Source organism: Bowmanella yangjiangensis (assembly GCF_017255015.1).
GTDB lineage: Bacteria > Pseudomonadota > Gammaproteobacteria > Enterobacterales > Alteromonadaceae > Bowmanella > Bowmanella yangjiangensis.
Map to the genome: position 1 here is coordinate 1 of NZ_JAFKCS010000094.1, position 2,856 is coordinate 2,856.

Consider the following 2,856-nt stretch of genomic DNA (forward strand, 5'->3'; position numbering starts at 1 on the left):
GCTTCGCCTCGCTGATCGTCGGCCAGGCACGTGATCAGGGGCTGCTGCCGAAGACATTCCCTTACGCCGACGCCCAGAAGCTCTTTACCAAGGCCGCGCAGAAATACAACTGGAAGGATCAGCGCCTGCCACTGAGCGAGAGCGCCTTCCGCGCCACCCTGTCGCCACGCTCCATGGTCGAGACCCGCAAGGGCACCGGAGGTCCGCAACCTGCCGAGGTCAAGCGCATGCTGGCCGAAGCGGGCAAACGCCTGCGCGCGGATGAAAGCTGGATGAGCGAACGTCGGCAGCAGTTGAGCAAGGCGGACGTGGCGCTGGACAAGGCATTCGCCAAGCTCTTGCCTGCTTCCCGCTGATGTCGAATGGCGAGGACGGTTCCTGCCCTCGCCATTCACTTTCCTCAGGAGCGTGAAAGATGGAACACCCACGCCGCTATGCGTTGCTGCTCTGTTCGGTCGTCCTGGCCAGCATGGTATTCAGCGACGCAGCAGCACGTCGTTCCGACTCCAGCGCTCCGCTCGATGCAGGGGCCCAGCTCGTGCGGCTCGACGATGCCGCCGGCAGTTTCGCCCTTGTGCTGGCAGCCAACGCCGACCTGTACAACCTGCCGCGAGACATTCGACGTGTTGTCGTGCTTGTCGAGGACGACTCGAACTCCAGCGAGCCGCGACTGGACAGGCAAGCCGACACGTTGATCCTCGTACCGCAGTTCAGTGTCGCCGATGGTCGAGAGCTGCCCGCAGACCTGCCCGTCTGGCACAGCAAGCAGGCCTGGGTAGAGGGTGAGGTGTCGAGCGAAGGGCGTGTCGGATTATCGGCATTCACGGTGCTCGACGCGTTGGTGAGCTACCTGGGGCGCGCCAGCCATTTTCCGCAGTTGCAGGAAGTGGTGTTCGTCGGTCGTGGCACGACGGCCGACCTGGTAGAGCGGCATCGTTCGCGTCCGCAGGTGGCCACTTCTTTTCGCATTCGGCATGCAGGCGCACGGCAGGCCAGGCTCTGACTTCAGCCCAGCACTTCGCGCAGCTTCTGTTTGTCCACCTTTGCGTGCCAATGGGCGATGACCACGCAGGCTACGCAATTGCCCAGCACGTTGGTCACCGAGCGACATTTCATCAGGCGTTCCACGCCGATCAGGATGCCGATGCTCTCCAGCGGCAGGATGTTCAGCACGCTGAGTGTGGCGGTGAGCGTGACGAAGGCCGAGCCGGCGACGCTGGTTGCACCGAGAGAGGTAAGCAGGCTGACCAGCAGGATGCTACCCAGTTGCAGGCTATCGAGTTCGACGTGAGTCAGTTGTGCGAGAAACACGATGGCCACGGCCAGATAGAGATTCGAGCCATTAAGGTTGAAGCTATAGCCGGCAGTCAGGGTCAGGCGCACGGTCTGACTGTCGCAACCGGCGGCCTCCAGTTTGTCTATCAGGCGCGGCAGGGCGGCGACCGACGAGCCGGTAGCGGCTACCAGCAGCAGTTCCTCCTTGACGTACCCGATCAGGCGCCACAGTCGGCAGCCCGCCAGGCGCAGGGCAATGGCCGGCACCAGCAGCAGGTAAGCCAGGCAGGCCACATAGGCCGTCACGACGAACTTGGCCAACGGCAGCGCAGCTTCCAGTCCGTATTGGCCGATGATGAAGGCGATGGCACCGAAGGCCGCCAGCGGAGCGAAGCTGACGATCACCTGCATGGCGCGAAACACCCGCTTCACGGCCTGGTCCAGATGCAGCGTCAGGCGTTGCCCCAGCGTGCCACTGCGGCCGAGCAGCAGGCCGCAGATGACCGCGACCAGCAATACCTTGAGGATGAAGCTCTGCTCCAGCGAGTCGAGCAACAGTCCCGGGAGCTGGGAGAAGAACGGGCCGCTCGTCGTTTCCACCGTGGCCCAGTCGCTGTCCATATGATGCGGGGCGCTGCCAGGGTGCAGGAGCAGGGCAACGAGCAAGCCGATCAGCAGCGACAGCAACGACATCAATTGCCAGTAGCCGACGGCCTTGAGGCCCAGCCGTGCGGTGGAGCGGTAGTCGCTGAGGGCCGCCACGCTGGAACAGACGAGGACGAACATCACCACGGGAGCGCACAGGCCGATGGCGGAGATGAACAGGTCGCTGAGCGGCTTCATTTCCACCGCCAGAGCAGGCCAGCGGACACCCAGCAGGGCACCGAGCACCAGCGCCAGCAACAGCAGGGCAATGCCTGTTCGAGAATGCCTGAAGATCATCGGAGCCTGTTTTATTCTTGTTCGTCGTTGCAGCGTCGAGGCCGCACTTGAGCGGTCATCCTACCCCATCGGCACACGGATTCGGTATCGTGTGCCGGCCTGATCAACCTCCTAAGGGCCTGCATGGAACTTCGTCATCTGCGCTACTTCGTCATGGTCGCCGAAGAGAAGCACTTCACCCGCGCGGCGGCCCGTCTGAACATGCAGCAGCCGCCTCTTAGCCAACAGATCAGGGCGCTGGAGCAGGAACTGGGCTTCGATCTGTTCATCCGCCATGCCAAGGGTGTCGACCTGACCGTCGGTGGCGAGGTGTTCTTGCGCGAGGCGCACGATATTCTCCAGCGCGTGTCGCAGGGCGCGCTCAAGGCGTCGCGTACCGCCAAGGGCATCGAGGGGCATCTGAGTGTCGGCTTCACCAGTTCGGCGGCCTCGCATCCGCTGATTCCACGGATCATCCGGCGCTATCGGGACCTGTATCCAGGGGTTGATATCGGCCTCAACGAGGGCAATGCGCAGGAACTGACCGATGACGTCAGTGGTGGTGACGTGGATGTCGGCATCCTGCGCGCACCAGTGGGCAACCCCCAGGGCATTGCCTACCACCGCCTGCTCAACGAGGAGCTGGTGCTCGTCCTGCCG

General features: G+C 63.4%; 4 protein-coding genes. 3 read left to right on the plus strand and 1 reads right to left on the minus strand.

The genetic code is table 11. The annotated features are described in order from the left end of the window. Together J0A65_RS21980 and J0A65_RS21985 are read left to right on the plus strand one after the other, a co-directional pair. Positions 1 to 356, plus strand: a 356-nt coding sequence (locus J0A65_RS21980; protein ID WP_206596458.1) for a hypothetical protein, incomplete at its 5' end; no start/stop codon positions are given. Positions 357 to 415: 59 nt separating this feature from the next. Continuing rightward, entirely contained in the window at positions 416 to 1,003 is a 588-nt protein-coding gene (locus J0A65_RS21985) for a hypothetical protein (RefSeq protein WP_206596459.1), read from the plus strand. Positions 1,004 to 1,005: 2 nt separating this feature from the next. Here the strand turns inward: J0A65_RS21985 and J0A65_RS21990 are convergent, their stop codons facing one another. Next, entirely contained in the window at positions 1,006 to 2,217 is a 1,212-nt protein-coding gene (locus tag J0A65_RS21990) for a cation:dicarboxylate symporter family transporter (protein ID WP_206596460.1), read from the minus strand. 123 nt (positions 2,218 to 2,340) lie between these two features. On the opposite strand from J0A65_RS21990, the gene J0A65_RS21995 reads away from it, so the two are divergent. Further along, positions 2,341 to 2,856: LysR family transcriptional regulator (locus tag J0A65_RS21995; protein ID WP_206596461.1), on the plus strand; the 516-nt coding region annotated here is incomplete at its 3' end.